This is a genomic window from Xanthomonas sp. MUS 060 (genome assembly GCF_000963215.1).
Classification (GTDB): domain Bacteria; phylum Pseudomonadota; class Gammaproteobacteria; order Xanthomonadales; family Xanthomonadaceae; genus Xanthomonas_A.
This window is the reverse complement of the sequence record NZ_JZIM01000001.1, coordinates 433249-451177: the sequence shown is the minus strand read 5'-3', so window position 1 is coordinate 451177 and position 17929 is coordinate 433249. Positions and strand designations below refer to the sequence as shown.

At 65.0% G+C, this 17929-nt stretch carries 16 protein-coding genes; 4 read left to right on the top strand and 12 right to left on the bottom strand.

The features are described 5' to 3' along the window. Positions 1 to 7: 7 nt before the first annotated feature. From accD to trpB, 3 genes are all read right to left on the bottom strand, one after another. A complete protein-coding gene (gene accD, locus XANALMUS060_RS02070) occupies positions 8 to 895 on the bottom strand; it encodes an acetyl-CoA carboxylase, carboxyltransferase subunit beta (RefSeq protein WP_045736917.1) in 888 nt (295 codons plus the stop codon). 113 nt (positions 896 to 1008) lie between these two features. Beyond that, positions 1009 to 1827: a tryptophan synthase subunit alpha gene (gene trpA, locus XANALMUS060_RS02065; RefSeq protein ID WP_152640359.1), complete on the bottom strand. Its 819-nt coding sequence runs from the start codon at positions 1825 to 1827 to the stop codon at positions 1009 to 1011. 142 nt (positions 1828 to 1969) lie between these two features. Further along, positions 1970 to 3187 (bottom strand): tryptophan synthase subunit beta, encoded by a 1218-nt coding sequence (gene trpB, locus XANALMUS060_RS02060; RefSeq protein ID WP_045736915.1) that lies wholly within the window; start codon positions 3185 to 3187, stop codon positions 1970 to 1972. Positions 3188 to 3284: 97 nt separating this feature from the next. On the opposite strand from trpB, the gene XANALMUS060_RS02055 reads away from it, so the two are divergent. Next, entirely contained in the window at positions 3285 to 4178 is an 894-nt protein-coding gene (locus XANALMUS060_RS02055; protein WP_045736914.1) for a LysR family transcriptional regulator, read from the top strand. A gap of 94 nt (positions 4179 to 4272) precedes the next feature. Here XANALMUS060_RS02055 and XANALMUS060_RS02050 read toward each other — a convergent pair whose 3' ends face one another. From XANALMUS060_RS02050 to prmB, 7 genes are all read right to left on the bottom strand, one after another. After that, positions 4273 to 4935, bottom strand: coding sequence for a phosphoribosylanthranilate isomerase (locus XANALMUS060_RS02050; protein WP_045736913.1), 663 nt, complete (start codon positions 4933 to 4935; stop codon positions 4273 to 4275). Then, positions 4932 to 5705: a tRNA pseudouridine(38-40) synthase TruA gene (truA, locus tag XANALMUS060_RS02045; protein ID WP_045736912.1), complete on the bottom strand. Its 774-nt coding sequence runs from the start codon at positions 5703 to 5705 to the stop codon at positions 4932 to 4934. Before truA ends, XANALMUS060_RS02050 begins: the two co-directional genes overlap by 4 nt. A 226-nt stretch (positions 5706 to 5931) precedes the next feature. Beyond that, entirely contained in the window at positions 5932 to 7824 is a 1893-nt protein-coding gene (locus XANALMUS060_RS02040) for a FimV/HubP family polar landmark protein (protein ID WP_045737097.1), read from the bottom strand. 266 nt (positions 7825 to 8090) lie between these two features. Further along, on the bottom strand, positions 8091 to 9116 hold the full coding sequence (locus XANALMUS060_RS02035) for an aspartate-semialdehyde dehydrogenase (protein ID WP_045736911.1): 1026 nt from the start codon (positions 9114 to 9116) through the stop codon (positions 8091 to 8093). A 103-nt stretch (positions 9117 to 9219) separates the two neighbouring features. Next, positions 9220 to 10263: a D-glycerate dehydrogenase gene (locus XANALMUS060_RS02030; RefSeq protein WP_045736910.1), complete on the bottom strand. Its 1044-nt coding sequence runs from the start codon at positions 10261 to 10263 to the stop codon at positions 9220 to 9222. Further along, positions 10256 to 11359: a chorismate synthase gene (aroC, locus tag XANALMUS060_RS02025; protein WP_045736909.1), complete on the bottom strand. Its 1104-nt coding sequence runs from the start codon at positions 11357 to 11359 to the stop codon at positions 10256 to 10258. Before aroC ends, XANALMUS060_RS02030 begins: the two co-directional genes overlap by 8 nt. 10 nt (positions 11360 to 11369) lie before the next feature. Beyond that, positions 11370 to 12296: a 50S ribosomal protein L3 N(5)-glutamine methyltransferase gene (prmB, locus tag XANALMUS060_RS02020; RefSeq protein WP_045736908.1), complete on the bottom strand. Its 927-nt coding sequence runs from the start codon at positions 12294 to 12296 to the stop codon at positions 11370 to 11372. 85 nt (positions 12297 to 12381) lie between these two features. On the opposite strand from prmB, the gene XANALMUS060_RS02015 reads away from it, so the two are divergent. Beyond that, positions 12382 to 13035, top strand: a complete 654-nt coding sequence (locus tag XANALMUS060_RS02015) for an SCO family protein (RefSeq protein ID WP_045736907.1) — start codon at positions 12382 to 12384, stop codon at positions 13033 to 13035. Beyond that, positions 13032 to 13880 (top strand): archaetidylserine decarboxylase, encoded by an 849-nt coding sequence (asd, locus tag XANALMUS060_RS02010; RefSeq protein ID WP_045736906.1) that lies wholly within the window; start codon positions 13032 to 13034, stop codon positions 13878 to 13880. The genes XANALMUS060_RS02015 and asd overlap by 4 nt, the downstream gene beginning before the upstream one ends. A 203-nt stretch (positions 13881 to 14083) precedes the next feature. Here asd and XANALMUS060_RS02005 read toward each other — a convergent pair whose 3' ends face one another. Beyond that, complete coding sequence (locus tag XANALMUS060_RS02005; protein WP_045736905.1) at positions 14084 to 15697, bottom strand: transglycosylase SLT domain-containing protein; 1614 nt, start codon at positions 15695 to 15697, stop codon at positions 14084 to 14086. Positions 15698 to 15899: 202 nt separating this feature from the next. Here XANALMUS060_RS02005 and greB point away from each other — a divergent pair, with 202 nt between their 5' ends. Continuing rightward, positions 15900 to 16406 carry a transcription elongation factor GreB gene (gene greB / locus XANALMUS060_RS02000; RefSeq protein ID WP_045736904.1) on the top strand — a complete coding sequence of 169 codons (507 nt, stop codon included), beginning with the start codon at positions 15900 to 15902 and terminating at the stop codon, positions 16404 to 16406. A gap of 42 nt (positions 16407 to 16448) precedes the next feature. Here the strand turns inward: greB and rimO are convergent, their stop codons facing one another. Next, the gene (gene rimO, locus XANALMUS060_RS01995) at positions 16449 to 17840 is read right to left on the bottom strand and encodes a 30S ribosomal protein S12 methylthiotransferase RimO (protein ID WP_045736903.1); all 1392 of its coding nucleotides are present in this window, start codon (positions 17838 to 17840) and stop codon (positions 16449 to 16451) included. Between the last annotated feature and the right edge of the window lie 89 nt (positions 17841 to 17929).

The window sequence follows — 17929 nt, the reverse complement described above, 5'->3', positions numbered from 1 at the left end:
CCCAGCGTCACGCCGCCTCCGTCTTCGCCGGTGCCGGCTGACGCATCAGCATCGCCAACAGTTCGGCCAAACGGTCGCGCATTTCGCGGCGGTCGCAGATCTGGTCGATCGCGCCGTGATCGAGCAGGAACTCCGAACGCTGGAAGCCTTCCGGCAAGGTCTCGCGCACGGTCTGCTCGATCACCCGCGGGCCAGCGAAGCCGATCAACGCATGCGGCTCGGCGATATTGATGTCGCCCAGCATGGCAAAACTGGCCGACACACCACCCGTGGTCGGATGTGTCAGCACCGACACGTAGGGCAGACCCGCCTCGCGCAGGCGCCCCAGCGCAGCGGAGGTCTTGGCCATCTGCATCAGCGAGAACAACCCTTCTTGCATGCGCGCACCGCCACTGGCGGAGAAACACACGAACGGCGCACCGATCTTCAACGCGGCCTCGGCGGCCAGCGCGAACCGCTCGCCCACCACCGAGCCCATCGAGCCGCCCATGAAGGCGAAATCGAACGAGGCGGCAACCAGGGGCTGGCCTTTGAGCAGTCCCCGCATCGCGACCAGCGCATCGTATTCGCCCGTGTTCTTCTGCGAGGCCTTGATGCGCTCGCCGTACTTCTTCTGGTCCTTGAACTTCAGCGCATCGGTCGGCCCAAGACGCGCACCGATCTCGGTGGGTGCCGTGTCCGCATCGAACAGCGCCGCCAGGCGCGCGCGCGCGCGGATCGCCAGGTGATGGTCGCACTTGGGACACACTTCCAGATTCTCTTCCAGCTCCGGCCTGTAAAGCGCGGCGCCGCAGTTGGGACACTTCTCCCACAAACCCTCGGGAACACTGCGCTTTTTGCTGGGGGTGCTATCGGTACGGATGCCCGAAGGCATCAATTTGCTGAGCCAACTCATGCTGAATGACGATCCAGTCGCGCGGCCCGTCGGGCCACCAAGGGGCGACAGTCTAGCGCAGGGCGCGGGCCTGGGTGGCACGTGCCCTGGCCGGACACGCACGGGGCCGGGGCTCAGCCGTGCGTGTCCAGCGCCTGTCGCAGAGGCGCCAGGAACGCCAGGGCGGCAACGCGCGCCGCCTGTGGGGTCGCGGCCTCGGCGAGCGCGGCAACCAGGGCGCTGCCGACCACCACGCCATCGGCATCGGTCGCCATGGCCTTGGCGCTGGCGGCGTCCTTGATGCCGAAGCCGGCCACCACCGGCACCGGACAACGCGCCCGTAACTGGCGCAACCGATCACCGGCAGCGTGCGTATCCAGCCGGTCGGCCCCGGTCACGCCGGCGAAACTGACGTAGTAGAGGTAGCCGCGCGCCGTATCGCATAACAACTTCAGGCGCGCATCGCTGGTGGTCGGCGAGGCGAGCACGATCAAATCGAGACCGGCATCGGCGAACACCGCCAGGGTCTCGACCGACTCTTCCGGCGGCAAGTCGACCAACAGCACGCCATCCACACCAGCGGCCACCGCCTCCTCGGCAAAACGCGCAGTGCCGTGGATTTCGACCGGGTTGAGATAGCCCATCAGCACCACCGGCGTAACCGTATCGTCACGGCGGAATGCACTGACCGTCTCCAACACGTAGCGCAGCCCGGCACCGCGCGCCAGCGCGCGCTCTGAACTGCGCTGGATGGTCGGACCATCGGCCATGGGATCGGAAAACGGCACGCCCAGTTCGATCACATCGGCACCGGCCTCGACCAACGCATGCATCGCCGGCACGGTCGCCTCCAGCGAGGGATCTCCGGCGGTCAAGAACGGAATCAGCGCCTTGCGTCCAGCCTGGCGCAACAGCTCCAACCGCGCGGCGATGCGCCCCACAGCGACACTCACGGACGGCCCCCGATGCAGGCCAGCGCGTCCCCGATGCTGCAACACTTCGTTTCCACGTTGTTTTCTCCCATTACGTCCTCGTTCTGCGCACCATCGCCAACGCGCGACCACGCGGCACAGCACCGCATCACAGCGAGCGCGCTCACAGCGTCAACCCTTCGCGCGCGGCGATGGTGTGCACATCCTTGTCGCCGCGACCGGAGAGGTTGCACAGCACCAGCGCGTCCTTGGGCAAATCCCGCGCCAGCTTGATCGCTTGCGCCACCGCGTGACTGGACTCCAGTGCAGCGAGAATACCCTCGGTATGTGCCAGCAGATGGAACGCCGCCAGCGCCTCGTCGTCGGTGATGCCCTGATAGGTGGCGCGACCGCTGTCGGCCAGGAAGGCATGCTCGGGACCGACACCTGGGTAGTCCAGGCCAGCGGAAACCGAATGGGTCTCGATAATCTGCCCATCGTCGTCGCAGATCACGTAGGTGCGGTTGCCATGCAGCACACCCGGACGCCCGGCGGCGATCGAAGCGGCGTGGCGACCGCTGGCGATGCCGTCGCCCGCGGCTTCGGCACCGTAGATTTTCACCGAAGCATCGTTGAGAAAGGCGTGGAACATACCGATGGCGTTGCTGCCGCCACCGACGCAGGCGCTGATCGCATCCGGCAGGCGACCGTAGTCCTGCAGCATCTGCGCGCGCGCTTCGCGCCCGACGATGGCGTTGAAATCGCGCACCATGCGCGGATACGGATCGGGACCGGCAACGGTACCGATGATGTAGAAGGTGTCCTGCACATTGGTCACCCAATCGCGCATGGCCTCGTTGAGCGCGTCCTTGAGCGTGGCCGAACCGGACGTCACCGGCACCACCGTGGCGCCGAGCAGCTTCATCCGGTAGACGTTGATCTTTTGCCGCTCGATATCGGTGGCGCCCATGTACACCACGCACTCCAACCCCAGCCGCGCGGCCACGGTGGCACTGGCCACGCCGTGCTGACCCGCGCCGGTCTCGGCGATGATGCGGGTCTTGCCCATGCGGTTGGCCAGCAAAGCCTGGCCGATGGTGTTGTTGATCTTGTGCGCGCCAGTGTGATTGAGGTCTTCGCGCTTGAGCAGGATCTGCGCGCCGCCGACTTCGCGACTAAGTCGCTCGGCATGGTAGATCGGGCTGGGCCGGCCAACGTAATGGGCCAGATCCTTGTCGTAGGCGGCGATGAACGCCGGATCCCGGCGCGCGGCATCGTAGGCGGCAGCCAACTCATGCAGCGGGCCGATCAGGGTCTCGGCGACGAAACGACCGCCATAACGGCCGAAATGGCCGGCGGCATCGGGATAGGCGTGGAAATCGCTGATGGGAACAGAGGCCATGGCAGTCGCTGGGCAGCGGAAGCAGGGAAACACTTTAGCGCACATATTGGCCCGTAAAAACCTATAAAATCTGACCATATCCGTCAGGAAAATTCACATGAACGCCCTGCGCCGCCTCCCCTCGCTCAACGCCCTGCGCGCATTCGAGGCCACCGCCAGACTGCGCAGCGTCGGTGCCGCAGCGGCGGAACTGCACGTCACTCATGGCGCGGTGAGCCGTCAGGTGCGCTTGCTGGAGGAGGACCTGGGACTGGCACTGCTGCGCCGCGCGGGACGCGGCATTTGTCCGACCGCCGCCGGCGAACGCCTATGCGAGGCGGTCGGCAGCGCCTTCGCCCATTTGCACGATGCCGTGGCAGAACTGCGCCAGCCGAGCCGGCCGTCGGCACTGGTATTAGGCTGTCCAGGCAGCATTCTGGCCCGCTGGATGATCCCACGCCTGCAGGCACTGCAACGCGATTTGCCCTCGCTCACCCTGCACTTGTCCGCACACGAGGGCGAGTTCGCCACCGACCTGGAGGGACTGGATGCCGTGCTGCTATTGGGTCAGGCGCCATGGCCGCAGGATTGGCAGGTTCACGTGCTGGCACCGGAACGGATCGGCCCGGTGCTCAGTCCTGCGCTGCCACAGGCGCAGACGCTGTGTGCAGCGGCACCGACGGCGCTGCAGCAGTGGCCGCTGCTGCATACCGCGTCGCGGCCACAGGCTTGGCCGGCCTGGGCTCAGGCACAAGGCATGAGCCCGGCGCAGTTGCGCTACGGCACCGGCTTCGAGCATCTGTACTACCTGCTCGAAGCGGCACTGGCCGGGATTGGCGTGGCGATCGCGCCACAGCCCCTGGTCGCCGACGAGCTGACCAACGGACGCCTGCTGGCGCCATGGGGCTTCGTCGAAACCGGCGGGCAATGGGCACTATGCACGCGACGCGAAAGGCAAGACCCCAGAGTGGAAGCATTAGCCGGCTGGCTGGCCACCGAATTGCGCGGGTGAGACGCCAACACCAACGCGGCGCCCTGCAAATTGACGACACGCACGGACGCGACAAGCATGCGTCCGCCGCATCACGCGGCGGACGTTGCCGCACTCAGCGACTGTGGGCCAATTCGTGGCAGTCGGCGCGGCGGACTTCCTCGACGAAACGGCGCATCTTGTTGCCGTCCTTGATCCCCGGCTGACTTTCGATGCCACTGGAGACATCCACACCCCACGGTAATGTGGAGACGATCGCATCGAAGACGTTGTCGCCGGTAATGCCGCCAGCGAGCAGCAACGGCCGATGCAGCCCGGTTGGCAATCGCGCCCAGTCGAACGTCTTGCCCGACCCGCCGCTCTCGCCGGGAGCATGGCTATCGAACAGAAACCCGGCCGCGTTGGGAAACTGCAACTGCAGCGTGCGCGCATTGACCTCGCCGCCACCCATCGGCACCGCCTTCAGATAAGGCAGGTTGAAACTGCGGCAAAACCCATCGTCTTCATCGCCGTGAAACTGCAACAGCGTCGGGCGCAGCGTGCGCAGCACCTCGCGCACCTCGTCTTTGGGATTGTCGCGAAACAATGCGACCACATCCACCATCGGCGCAGCGGCCTGACGCATCGCCCGCGCCTCGGTCGGCGCGACCCGCCGCGCACTGCCATGGGCGAACACGAACCCGACCGAATCCACGCCCAACTCGCCTGCAAGGCGGATGTCGCCGGCACGCGTCATGCCGCAGAACTTGATGCGAGTACGATATAAGGTTCGATTCATAGAGTGACCTCCTCCGGAAGCGTCCAGTGGGCGGGATAGAGCGGACCGACGAAGACCAGCCCCTGCGGCGGTGCGGTCGGACCTGCGACACGACGATCGCGTCCAGACAGAAGTTCGCCAATCCAGGACACCGGCTTTTCGCCCGTTCCGACCATGACAAGCGACCCCACGATATTGCGCACCATGTGATGAAGAAATGCATTGGCCTGGAGCTGGAACTCGACAAGTTCACCGCTGCGCGTGACCACGATTGACTGCAATTGGCGGCGCGCATGTAGAGCTTGGCACTGGACGCTGCGGAACGCACTGAAGTCCTGCTCGCCCAACAGCGCCTGCGCGGCGATGTGCATCGCCTCGGCCTGTAGTGGCCGCCGCTCCCAGCTCAGCGTCCGCCGGTACAAGGCCGGACGCACCTGACGGTTGAGCAGACGGTAACGGTAACGACGCGCATGCGCAGAAAACCGCGCATGGAAATCGTCTGCGACCGGCACGCACCAGCGCACGCACACCGAGGGAGGTAACCGCGCCGTGGCGCCCAACATCCAGCCACGAGGCGGGCGCAGCACAGCGCAATCGAAATGTACCACCTGGCACTCGCCATGCACGCCGGCATCGGTACGCCCGGCACAGACCACACTCACCGGCACATCGGCCACCGACGACAGCGCCGCCTGCAGCGTCGCCTGGACGCTCGGGCCGCCGGATTCACCAAGTTGCTGCCAGCCATGGAACGCACTGCCGTCGTATTCCACGCCTAACGCGTAGCGCATGGCGGCCCCCCTGGCAACGCGAGCCAAGCGCCGAACGCTGCCGACGCGCCACCCACCTGCAGCAACCCAACCAAGCGCAGGTCCACACCGATGACAGCGGCAAGCCGCCGCCTCGGCCCGCAATGACGCAGGCCGCTGGCTGGCATGAAAAAAGCAGCGTGCATTAGCGCCGTCCCGATGCCATCAGGACGGCGGCGGCAAGCGCGCCGCGCGCCGCATGCCTGCATCAACCCAGACGCTCCAGCAACTGCCGCGCTTCCGCTTGCGCGGTGGGATCGCCACTGGCGGCCACCTCGACCAACAAAGTGCGCGCAGTCTCGTGATCGCCCAGATCCATGTAGGCCACCGCCAACTCCAGTCGCTCGCGACCGACCGGCGGATACGGTGATTCCGGCACGGCGACCACTGGCACCTCGGGCGGATGCCAGGTCGGTTCCTGCCGGCCGACTGCAGTCGGCGCGGGCGACGGGGACCAAGGCGCCTCGGCAGTGGGCAGCGACGTTTCCGCCGATATCGGCTCGGCCGCAGTCGCAGCATCGCCACGATGAAGGTCGATCGGCGGTGCAAACGACACAGGCTCCACCACATCATGACGATGCGCGTGTTGCGCCATCTCGCGCTCGAATGCATCCATGGCATCTTCTTGCTGTGCGCGATCACTCTCGTCTGCAGCCGCAGCGTGGCTCGTCTGGTGCGGGACTGAGGCGTCGTGCGACTCGGTGCGATCGAGGTGATCCAGCGGTGACGACTCCAGCGCATCCACCTCGTGACGCGCAACCACGGGAACCGATGCCGCCAGCACCGCCGCCTCGTCGTCGTATTCCGACAAGGGCGGCAACGGCGAGGGCTTACGACGGCGCGACAACCACCAGGCGCCAACGCCCACTACCAACAGACTCAATCCAGCCCATGGCCACAGCGACGAACCGGCCGATCCATGGACAGGAACCGGCTGCGCCGGTGCGGCTTGGGCCAGACGCTTCTGTGCCACAGCCAAATCACTGTCCTTGAGCGCGAGCAGTTGCTGCTGCTGCGTCTTGAGCTTTTCCAGTTGTTCGACCCGCGAGCGCAGTTCCTGGACCTCGGCATCGCGTACTGCGAGATCTTCGCGTGCCTGCTGCAATTGTTGCGTCGCCACCATGTCTCCTTCATTGCCAGCACCAGTGCCGGACTTGGCTCCCGCCCCACGGCGCGGTGCCGGTACCGCCGGCGCGATTTCAAGGCGTGCGCCGGACGCGGCAGTAGACGTCGCGGCAACTGGCTTGATCGTTGACGCCGCACTGCCCTGCTGCGCCTGCACAGGCTGCGGCACCGATGTCCGAGCATCGCGCCAGTGTGCGGCCTGCTCGCGCACCAACGCGGCGGCGGCGGCGGCATCCAGGCGAGTCAACTCCTCCGGAGGCGGCTTACGCAACACGGCGCCCCGCTTGAGCAGGTTGAGATTGCCACGAATGAAGGCGTCGGGGTTCGCGCGCAACAGCGCGACCATGGTCTGGTCAAGCGAATGACCGTTAACGCGCGCCAGTTGCCCGGCAATCTGCGACAACGTTTGCCCGGCACGCACCGGCGCCAGCGCGTCGGCAGACGAAGCCACTGACGCGGCGGCTGGCGTCACCGTCCGGTTCGCCTGCACCGGTGCCGGAGCAGCCGCCTCCGCCGACGGCGGCACCGATGAGGATGCGCGGCGGGCAATGCGATCAGACGGCACTGCAGCCGGAGCCTTGATTGCCGGCGCATCCACCACCGTGGCAGTGTTGGGCGTGTCGATTAACGCGGAATATTCCCGAACCAACCGCCCCTGCCCCCAATCGACCTCGATCAGAAAGCTCAGCGACGGCAACGTGACTGGCGTAGTGCTGCTGACCCGGATCACCGCGCGCCCCTGTTTGGTCTGCGCGAAACGGAACTGCAACTCGCTGACCAAACCTTGCGGACGCTCCAGGCCAACCCGCGCGAAGGTTGCCGGGGAAGCCAGCGCCACCTGCGCTTGCTCGAGTTCGCCCGGCTGGTTGGAGATCACCGGGATCTCGGCCAGAAATGGTTCACCCGGCCTGGACAGCACGCGGATATCGCCAAGACCCAGCGCAAACGCCGCCTGGCTGCATGTCAGCAACAGCAGCGCGCACAGCGTCCGCCAGGCATGACCGGCGGCAAGCGCAATCGGCGCATGGCCGGCGACAAAGCTGGGACGGAACAAGGGGGGTCCTCTGCGCATCCCGTCATTGCCAGTTGGTGTCATGCCGCTAAATATATATGAAAGCCGGTACGCGGGATTCCGGACCCGGAAAACACAAGGCCAGGGGATGCCCTGGCCTTGGCGGTATTCCACCTCGACAGCCCCCCTAAGGGCGCGCCTGCAATCGCACCAGGCCGCGCCCGGGTTGCTCAGCCCTCCTGCGCCACCAGCTCCGCCAACTGCACCGCGTTGAGCGCGGCACCCTTGCGGATGTTGTCGGAAACGATCCACAGATTGAGCCCGCGCGGATGCGAAATATCCTCGCGGATGCGGCCGACGTAGACCGCATCGTTTCCGGAAGCGTGGGTCACCGGCGTCGGGTAACCGCCGGGTTTGCGCTCGTCCACAACCTCCACGCCCGGGGCGGCAGCCAGCAACGCGCGTGCTTGCTCCGCAGTCAGCTTGCGCGTGGTTTCGATCGCCACCGCTTCGGAATGACCATAGAACACTGGCACACGCACCGCGGTCGGATTCACTTGAATGCTGTCGTCGCCGAGGATTTTGCGCGTCTCCCAGACCAGCTTCATCTCTTCCTTGGTGAAGCCGTTGTCCAGGAACTCGTCGATATGCGGAATGAGGTTGAATGCAATCTGCGCCTGGAATTTCTGCGGTTCGATATCCTGGAACGCCAGCAACTGCGCGGTCTGCTTGCCCAACTCTTCCATGCCCGAACGACCGGCACCGGAAACCGATTGGTAGGTCGCCACGTTGATGCGCTCGATGTTGAATGCGCGGTGCAGCGGCGCCAGGGCCACCATCATTTGCATGGTCGAGCAATTGGGGTTGGCGACGATACCGCGCGGGCGCTGCTTGAGCGCGTCCGGATTCACTTCCGACACCACCAAAGGCACATCGTCGTCATAGCGAAAAGCCGAGGAATTATCGATCACCACCGCACCGGCCGCAGCGAATTTCGGTGCGTATTGCTTGGAGATGTCGCCACCTGCGGAGAACAGCGCGATGTCCACGCCCGTGGGATCGAAGGTCGCCAGGTCGAGCACCGTGACCTTCTGGCCCTTGAACTCGATCTGCCCACCGGCGGAGCGCTCGGATGCCAGCGGGAACAACGTGGCGACAGGGAAATCGCGCTCGGCGAGGATACTCAGCATGGTGTCGCCGACGGCACCGGTGGCACCGACGACAGCGACGTTGAAACGACGAGTTGGGTTGCTCATGGGGATGTTGGATTCGCAGGAAAAATGTGGAGGAAAAACCGCCGTAGTGTCAGATGGATTCGGGGAACCTGCCATGCACATCGCACGGACCGCCGCAGGCTCCCTATCGTTTTTTGTCCACTATCGCAGACGCGGCGTTGACCGAAACCGACGCCGTGATCGCATCCAGGTTCAAGGCATTGGGCGGATGTCCCGCGTCGGCACCAATGCCCAACGCAGCAAGTAAATTGTCTACCGCCAGCGCCACCATCGCGCGACGGGTCGCCGCACTGGCGCTGCCGATATGCGGGGTTAGTACCACGTTGCGCAGCGCCAGCAATTCCGGACGCACCGTTGGCTCACCTTCGAACACGTCCAGTCCCGCCGCGGCCAGACGCCCATGCGCCAAGGCATCAGCCAACGCAAGCTCATCGACCAGACCACCGCGGGCGATGTTCACCAGCGTCGCCGTCGGCTTCATCTTGGCGAGCGCGGCGGCATCGACAATGTGGTGCGACTGCACGCTGTAAGGCAATACCAGCAGCAGATGGTCGGCACGCGCCAGCAGCGCGTCGAAGCCGACATACTCGGCGCGATGCGCTTGTTCCAACGACTCCGGCAGACGACGGCGGTTGTGATACAGCACGCGCATCGAGAAGCCGGCGGCGCGACGCGCGACGGCCTGACCAATCCGGCCCATGCCGAGGATGCCGAGGGTGCTGCCATGCAGATCGGCACCCAACATGGTCTGAAACGACCATTGCCCCCAGTGTCCCTGGCGCAACCAGCGCTCGGCTTCGGTGATCCGCCGCGCGGCGGCCATCAATAGTGCGAAGCCGAGATCGGCGGTGGTCTCGGTCAGCACATCGGGGGTATTGGTGGCGACGATGCCGGCGGCGCTGAGCGCATCCAGGTCCAGGTTGTTGTAACCCACGCCGACATTGGCAATGGCGCGCAAGCGCGGTGCGTCGGCGATCTCGGCGGCACCGATGCGCTCGTTGAGGGTGACCAGTGCGCCATCCAGCGGCGCCAACGCAGCGGACAGTTGCGCCGAGGTGTACGTGTTCACCGTGGTGGTGGTGGTCAGCGCGCAATGCGCGTCCAGCCGAGCGACGACATCGTCGAACAGCGGCTGGCTGACCCACACCCGTGGGCGCAGGTCAGCCATCGCCAGTGCCGGGAATGCGCGGCCCGATCTCGCCGACGTCGCCGCACTGCGCGCGGTGACGCAGCGCTTGATCCATCAACACCAGTGCCATCATCGCCTCGGCGATCGGGGTGGCACGGATGCCGACACAGGGATCGTGGCGGCCGGTGGTGATGACATCCACCGTCTGCCCGTCCACATCCACCGTGGCACCGGGCAAACGCAAACTGGACGTGGGCTTGAATGCCAGCGAGGCCACGATCGGCTGGCCGGTGGCGATACCGCCGAGCACGCCGCCGGCATGATTGGATTGGAAGCCGTCGGGAGCGATCAGATCACGATGCTCTGTCCCCTTCTGGGTGACCACCGCGAAGCCGTCGCCGATCTCCACGCCCTTGACCGCATTGATGCTCATGAAGGCACCGGCCAGTTCGCCATCGAGCTTGCCGTAGATCGGCTCACCCCATCCGGGCGGTACGCCGTCGGCGATCACCGTGACCCGCGCACCGATCGAATCACCGGACTTGCGCAGCGCGTCCATGTACGCCTCAAGCGCCGGCACCTGCTCCGCATGCGGCCAGAAGAAATCGTTGCCCTCCACCGCGTCCCAGGCAAAGCCTTGCGGCAGCAGATCCCCCAACTGCGCAAGATACCCGCGCACGCGCACGCCATAGCGCTGCGCCAGCCACTTCTTCGCGATCACGCCTGCAGCCACGCGCATCGTGGTTTCGCGTGCAGAAGAGCGGCCGCCGCCACGCGGATCGCGGATGCCGTATTTTTGCCAGTAGCTGTAGTCCGCATGTCCCGGACGGAACTGGCGCGCGATATGCGTGTAGTCCTTGCTGCGATGGTCGGTGTTACGGATCAGCAGACCGATCGGAGTGCCGGTGGTGCGCCCCTCGTAGACACCGGAGAGAATTTCGATCTCATCAGCCTCACGCCGTGCCGAGGTATGCCGGCTCTTGCCGCTGGCGCGGCGCTGCAGATCGTGGGTGAATTCGCTGGCATCGAGTTCCAACCCGGGCGGGCAGCCATCGACCACGCAGCCAATGGCCGGCCCGTGCGATTCGCCGAAGGTGGTGACGGTCAACAGGGTACCGAAGCTGTTCGCGCTCATGGCTGTGGCATCACCGATGTGCGGCCAGCGCGGCGATGCGCGCGTGGTGCGCGACCAGGGCGCTGCGCTCCACGGCGAAAATGCCCATCTGCCCGACCTTGAATTCGATCCAGGCGAAGTCCACGTGCGGCAACAACTGCACCAGCGCACGCTCGGATTCACCGACTTCGCAGATCAACAGCCCCTCCTCGCTCAGATGCGCTGGCGCGTCGCGCAGGATCTTGAGCACCAGATCCAGGCCATCGTCGCCGGCACGCAGGCCCAGTTCCGGCTCGTGCGCGTACTCCGGCGGCAGTGCGTCGGTTTCGGCATGGGTGACGTAAGGAGGATTGGTGACGATCAATTCGTAACGGCGCCCGTCCAGCCCGGCGAACAGGTCGGATTTGATCAGCGCGACGTTGTCGGCCAGCAAGCGTTGTTTGTTTTGTGCAGCCAGCGCCAGCGCATCGTCGCTGATGTCGACCGCATCCACTTGCCAGTTCGGGTTGTAATGGGCCATCGCGATAGCGATGCAGCCCGAGCCGGTGCATAGGTCCAGCGCGCGGCTCACCGCACGCCCGGCCAGCCAGGGCTCGAAGCCGGCCTCGATCAATTCGGCGATTGGCGAACGCGGCACCAACGCACGCGGATCGCTTTTGAAATTCAATCCAGCGAACCAGGCTTCGCCAGTCAGGTAGGCGGCCGGGATGCGCTCGGCGATGCGGCGTTCGAACAACGCCAGCACCTGTGCCTTCTCCGGCGTGGTGACCCGCGCACTGCCATAGGCCGGCCCCAGATCGTGCGGCAGATGCAGCGCGTGCAGGACCAGATGGGTGGCTTCGTCCAGCGCGTTGTCGTAGCTGTGACCGAAGCTCAACTCGGCGGCATTGAAACGGCTGGTGCCGTAGCGGATCAGGTCGATGAGCGTGTGGAGTTCGGCGGCCGCGTCGGCAGTCATGGCAACAAGCAAGGCGATTGAGACCCCGATTATAGAGGCCCGACCGCTATGATGAGCGTTCGTTGCATGGGAAATCAGCATCCGTATGTTCAATCGCACCTTCGGCATCGTCCTGGTGGTTGCCCTGGCCGCTGGCCTGGGATTGCTGCTAGCGCAAAGGTTCTTCATCGACGGCCCCGCCCCGGCCTGGCCGCGAACCCGCACCGTGACCCTGTATCCACAGCCGCGCGCCCTGCCCGAGGCCCATCTACGCCAATCAGACGGCAGCGCGCTGATGCTGCCCAGCGCGCTGAAGGGCCATTGGACACTGCTGTTCCTCGGCTTCACCGCCTGCCCGGATGTCTGCCCCACCACCCTGGCGACCCTGGCCCGTGCGCAGACGCAATGGCAGACGATCCCGGACAGCGTGCGCCCGCGCGTGCTGTTCGTCTCGGTCGATCCGCAGCGCGACACGCCGACGCGACTGGGCGAATACGTGCACGCCTTCCACAAGGACACGCTCGCCGCCACCGCCGACGTACCCGAACTGGAACGCTTCGCCACCTCACTGGGCTTTGTGTTCCAGAAAGTACCCGGCACGCATTTCGCGCAGAATCCCAATGACTACAGCATGGACCACTCCGCCGCGATCGCGGTGCTCGATCCGCAGGGTCGGCAAGCTGGATTGATCCGCCCACCGTTCGACGCGGCGGCGATCGCAGCCGATCTGCAAGCGCTGACCAAGACCACCACACCATGAGTCTCACGACCCGTTTGACCTACGTGCTACCGCATCGGCTGCTGTCGTCGCTGGCGCGGCGCCTGGCGTATTCGCCGCGACCAGCACTGAAACAATGGCTGATCGACACCGTGGTACGCCGCTTCGGCGTGGACCTGAGCGAAGCAGCGCAGCCCGATGCGCGCGCCTACCCCACCTTCAACGCCTTTTTCACCCGCGCATTGAAGCCTGGCGTGCGTGTCGCCGATGCCGATCCACAGACGCTGCTGATGCCGGCGGACGGCCGCATCAGCCAACTCGGCCAGATCGAGGATGGACGCATTTTTCAAGCCAAAGGCCAGTCGTTCACTGCCGCGGAATTACTCGGCGATGCCGCAGCCGCAGCGCCCTTCGCCAATGGCCTGTATGCCACCGTGTATCTGTCGCCACGCGACTACCACCGCGTACACATGCCCTGGACCGGCACCCTGCGCGAGACCGTGCACGTGCCGGGGCGCTTGTTCAGCGTCGGCACCGATGCGGTGCGCCACGTGCCACGACTGTTCGCGCGTAACGAGCGCCTGGTCTGCCATTTCGAGACCGACTTCGGGCCGATGGTCTCGGTCATGGTCGGCGCGCTCTTGGTCTCGGGTGTGGAAACGGTGTGGAGCGGCGTGGAAATCCCGCGCTACGCCGAGCGCATCACCCGCAAGGACTGGCGCGGCAAGGGAATCACCGTGCCACGATTCGAGGAGATGGCGCGCTTCAACTATGGCTCCACGGTCATCGTCCTGCTCCCGCCCGGCGTGGCCGCGTTCGACCCGACGCTGACGGCGGAATCGCCGGTGCGACTCGGCCAAGCCCTGGCACGACGGCTGCAGCACTGAAGCACGACAGCGGTAGACGGCCCGAGGTTGCGTCGAGAAATCCGCCTCACCCCCATCACATCCAAGCCAATCGCTCGGCACCCTCACCTCAGCGCCAGTCAGCGAACGAGGCACTGGAAAAGGAAGTGACTGGCAACCGCCTGGTGCACGCTTCAGGCGCATCACCCGCCTGACGCAACCACGTCAACGGTTATTTTCAGCGACTATTTTTCGCAGCCGGACAGTCTCAGTGACTGCCCCGGCTTCAACGCATAACCAGGCGCTCGCAAACCGTTGGCCTTGGCCAACTCCTTGATGTCGCAGTCATGACGGTCGGCGATCTTACCCAGCGTGTCGCCCTTGCCGACCCGATAGCTTCGCACCGGCTTCTGCTTCTCCTTGGACTTGACCGGTGCCGGATGAGCGCTGCCCGCCGTGGTCCGCACACCGGCGACCTGACTGACATCGCCCACCGCGACATTGCCGGTGACATCGGTCGCCGGCGCACTACGGCCATTGCGCACGGCGGCATTGACGTCGGCGGTGATCAGCGCACGGGCCAGATCGGCGCGCGGACCGCTCACGCAGTAACGGCTGTATAGACCGACAATCTTGGTGGTGGCGTTGAGGGTGGCCCCGGCTGGAATCCAACCATCGGGCTCGTAACGCGGGTTGAGATTGCGCAACACCCGCATATAGCCCTCGCGGGTGCCATCGCTGCCCAGGCAGATGGTCAACTCGTAGATGGTGGTGGCTTTGGTCAGACGCAGGATCGCCGGTTGTGCATTGACCTTGGGGAATGCCACGCCGTACTGCTGCGGATGCAGGAAGATCCAAGCGGCGGCGATCACCATCGGCACATAGTCCTTGGTCTCGGGTGGGAACTGGTTGTACACCCCCGCATCCCAGAAACTATGCCCTTGCATCTGGTTGAACACCCGCGCGGCGCGACCTTCGCCACCGTTATAGCCAGCCAGCGCCAGTTCCACGTTGCGATTGAGTTCGGCCATGCGCTCGTTGATGTAGGTGGCGCTGGCCTCTGCGGCACTACGTGCGTCGTAACGGGTATCGAAACCGCTGCCATCGGGCCCCAGGCCGAAACGGCGTCCAGTGGCCGGCATGAACTGCATCAGCCCAGCCGCACCCACACGCGAACTGGCGTGCACACGACCGTTGGATTCCTTGGCGATGATGCCAAACAGCAGCGCCTCGGGCAGGTTGCGCTTCTCCCATTCCGGCCACATCACCGCGCGCAGGTTCTGGTAGTTCTCATAACTGCTCATCAGCGACGGACGCATGTCGGTGAGCCAGCGACGGATACCGGCCTGCACTGCCGGGTTGTATTCCACCATCGAATCGAAAGCATGACGCTTGTCGTTGAGCAGACGCGCCGCGCGCAATGCCTCTGGCACGTCGGCGGCCAGCGGACTGATGTGATCGGGATCGGCCTGCAACGGCTGTGCCTCGTCGGTAGCGACATCTGCATCGGCATCGCTGGCCGTGCCTTGCGCATCGGTCTTGGCCTTCAGCAGACGCTTGTATGCCCCCAGATAGGTACCGACCTGGCAATTGCGCAGCTTGATGCAGGCTTGGATCACATCCTCGATATCCTCCAGCGCGGCATCGCTCTGCTGAGTGCCCTTGGGGTCGTTGTTACCGACCAGCACCATGGCATCGTTGTAGCGCTTCTCTGCGGCGGCAAGACGCTGATCGAGAACCGCCATGGCGGCCTGATCGCGAGCGGAGACACGAGCAGCATGGGCAGCGGGGACGGCACAGAGCAGCACCATGGCGGCCCCGACGGACCACACGTTGGAGAGGCGGAACGTAAAGGGCATGGCGGAACGCAGCGACGGAAAGGGCGCAGAGTAGCCCCCGTGATCGCATCGCGGCAAGCCGGTGACGATTGTTGCGCTATCTGCGGAGGGACAACGTTCATCGCCACCCACTCCGTGCCGATCAGCCCAGCAGCACACACAGGTGCGCACGCTGGACACACGCGCTAGCATCGCCGCTTTGCTTCTGCGTCGTTACATCCCGATGAGCCGCTGGCGCCCTCCTGCCGAAAAAAGCACCGCACTGATCACCCCGGAAGGCCATGCCCGACTCAAGGCGGAACTGGACGAACTGTGGCGCCTGCGCCGCCCGGAGGTGGTCAAGGCGCTGGCCGCGGCCGCGGCCGAGGGCGACCGCTCGGAGAACGCCGAATACACCTACCGCAAAAAGCAATTGGGTGAGATCGACCGCCGCGTGCGCTACCTGAGCAAACGCCTGGAAGCGCTGCGCGTGATCGCCGACGCTCCGTCGGACCCGCAAGCCGTGTTCTTCGGCGCGCATATCGCACTGGAAGATGCCGAGAGTGGCGAACGACGTCGCTACCGCATCGTCGGCCCGGACGAAACCGACGCCGCGCGCGGCTGGATCAGCATCGATTCGCCGTTGGCGCGGGCACTACTGAAAAAACGCATTGATGACGAGGTGGAAGCGCTGCTGCCCGGTGGCCACCATCGTTTCGTGGTGGTGGCGGTGGAGTATGGCGCGACTTGAAACTGCGACGCCAACGCACCGTATGCGCCGATCCAACCGACCTCAGAGTACCCGCAAATCCAGTGACCGCGACGGCACATGCTCCATCGGCAGGGCATCGCCGAATAGATCGTGTTCGTCGCTTTCGGTGATCTCCACCTGGACCAAATCGCCCGGTTTGAGGCCGCATTCGGCACCATTCTGGATATGCACCAGTCCATCGATCTCGGGCGCATCGGCTTTGGAACGTGCCACGGCGATGCCATCTTCCAGCAAATCCACCAGGCATTCCTGCACGCTGCCGATCTTGGTTTCCAAGCGCGCTGCGGAAATCTCCGCCTGTCGTGCCATGAAGCGCGCCAACCGTTCCTGCTTGAGCGCCTCCGGGACCGGATCAGGCAGCGCATTCGCGCTGGCACCTTCCACTGGCGAATAGGCGAAAGCGCCGACGCGATCGAGCTGAGCGGCGTCGAGAAACTCCAGCAGTTGTTCGAACTCGGCGTCGGTCTCACCAGGGAAGCCGACAATGAAGGTCGAACGCAAGGTGATGTCCGGGCACAACGCGCGCCAGCGCTGCACACGTTCCAGGGTGCGCTCGACCGCCCCCGGCCGCTTCATCAGTTTGAGAATGCGCGGGCTGGCGTGCTGGAACGGGATGTCCAGATATGGCAGCAGCTTGCCTTCGGCCATGAGCGGGATCACGTCGTCCACATGCGGATACGGATACACGTAGTGCAATCGCGTCCACGCGCCTAGTTCCGCCAATCCTTCGCACAGCACGGTCATCCGCGTCTGATAGGCGCGGCCGCGCCACTGGCGTTCGGCGTATTTCAGATCCACCCCATAGGCCGAAGTGTCCTGCGAGACCACCAGCAATTCGCGCACCCCGCCTTTGACCAAGCGCTCCGCCTCGCGCAACACCTCGTCGACCGGACGCGACACCAAATCGCCGCGCATCGACGGAATGATGCAAAAGCTGCAACGGTGATTGCAGCCTTCGGAGATTTTCAGATACGCGTAATGGCGCGGGGTCAGCTTGACCCCGATGTCGTCCTCGCTGCTACCGCGGCCGCGCGGCAACAAATCCACGAACGGATCGTGGCGTGGCGGCAACGCCGCATGTACCGCCTCCATCACGCTTTGATAGTCCTGCGGGCCGGACACCGCCAGCACATCCGGGTACGCCGCGCGAATCTGCTCCGAGCGCTTGCCCAGACACCCGGTGACGATCACCTTGCCATTCTCGGCCATGGCCTCGCCAATCGCCTCCATCGACTCGGCCACCGCCGCATCGATGAAACCACAGGTGTTGACCACCACCACGTCAGCCGCGTCGTAGCTTGGCACGATCGCATAGCCCTCCGCGCGCAGTTGGGTGAGGATGCGCTCGGAGTCGACCAAGGCCTTCGGGCAGCCGAGGCTGACGAAGCCGACTTTGGGGGTGGCGAGAGACATGGGGCCGGGGTCCGGAGCCTTGGAGAAAAAGCGCGCGAATTATACCGGGCCAAGCTGGCGTGCGCGGCATCACAGCACCCATTCGTTGA

Coding starts and splice junctions, on each gene's coding strand:
- accD (WP_045736917.1), bottom strand. CDS start 895: ATGAGTTGGCTCAGCAAATTGATGCCTTCGGGCATCCGTACCGATAGC.
- trpB (WP_045736915.1), bottom strand. CDS start 3,187: ATGGCCTCTGTTCCCATCAGCGATTTCCACGCCTATCCCGATGCCGCC.
- XANALMUS060_RS02055 (WP_045736914.1), top strand. CDS start 3,285: ATGAACGCCCTGCGCCGCCTCCCCTCGCTCAACGCCCTGCGCGCATTC.
- XANALMUS060_RS02050 (WP_045736913.1), bottom strand. CDS start 4,935: ATGAATCGAACCTTATATCGTACTCGCATCAAGTTCTGCGGCATGACG.
- truA (WP_045736912.1), bottom strand. CDS start 5,705: ATGCGCTACGCGTTAGGCGTGGAATACGACGGCAGTGCGTTCCATGGC.
- XANALMUS060_RS02035 (WP_045736911.1), bottom strand. CDS start 9,116: ATGAGCAACCCAACTCGTCGTTTCAACGTCGCTGTCGTCGGTGCCACC.
- XANALMUS060_RS02030 (WP_045736910.1), bottom strand. CDS start 10,263: ATGGCTGACCTGCGCCCACGGGTGTGGGTCAGCCAGCCGCTGTTCGAC.
- aroC (WP_045736909.1), bottom strand. CDS start 11,359: ATGAGCGCGAACAGCTTCGGTACCCTGTTGACCGTCACCACCTTCGGC.
- prmB (WP_045736908.1), bottom strand. CDS start 12,296: ATGACTGCCGACGCGGCCGCCGAACTCCACACGCTCATCGACCTGATC.
- XANALMUS060_RS02015 (WP_045736907.1), top strand. CDS start 12,382: ATGTTCAATCGCACCTTCGGCATCGTCCTGGTGGTTGCCCTGGCCGCT.
- asd (WP_045736906.1), top strand. CDS start 13,032: ATGAGTCTCACGACCCGTTTGACCTACGTGCTACCGCATCGGCTGCTG.
- XANALMUS060_RS02005 (WP_045736905.1), bottom strand. CDS start 15,697: ATGCCCTTTACGTTCCGCCTCTCCAACGTGTGGTCCGTCGGGGCCGCC.
- greB (WP_045736904.1), top strand. CDS start 15,900: ATGAGCCGCTGGCGCCCTCCTGCCGAAAAAAGCACCGCACTGATCACC.
- rimO (WP_045736903.1), bottom strand. CDS start 17,840: ATGTCTCTCGCCACCCCCAAAGTCGGCTTCGTCAGCCTCGGCTGCCCG.